1 protein-coding gene is annotated in these 426 nt (G+C 68.3%); it reads left to right on the forward strand.

All coding sequences use genetic code 11. From position 1 onward, the window contains the following. The coding region (locus AB4Y92_RS25990; RefSeq protein WP_441822245.1) for a recombinase zinc beta ribbon domain-containing protein at positions 1-426 on the forward strand (426 nt) is incomplete at both ends.

Consider the following 426-nt stretch of genomic DNA (forward strand, 5'->3'; position numbering starts at 1 on the left):
ATGCCGGCAAGCTGGTCTGGAACCGGGTTCGGATGGTCAAGGACCCGTCGACGGGCAAGCGCATCTCGCGCGTCAATCCGGAGAGCGAATGGCAGGAACAGGATGCGTCGCATCTCGCCATCGTCGATGCTGAGACGTTTGTGGCCGCCCAGGACCGGCGCGGCGAGCGCGTGACGCTTCCGCCGCGCGACCGCGCCAGGCCGCGCCATCTGCTCTCCGGACTGCTCCGCTGCGGATCATGCGGCGCCGGCATGTCGGTGAAAGATCGCCATCGCGGCCGGATCAGAATCCGCTGCACGCAGGCGCAGGAGGCGAGGAGCTGCGAGAATGGCCGGGCCTATCAGCTCGATGGCATCGAGGCCGCTGTGGTCGGCGGGTTGCGCGAGCGCATGGCCGATCGCCCGGCGATCGAGCTCTATGTCCGGA

Source organism: Lysobacter sp. TAB13, from assembly GCF_052113885.1.
Classification (GTDB): Bacteria; Pseudomonadota; Gammaproteobacteria; order Xanthomonadales; family Xanthomonadaceae; genus Lysobacter; species Lysobacter gummosus.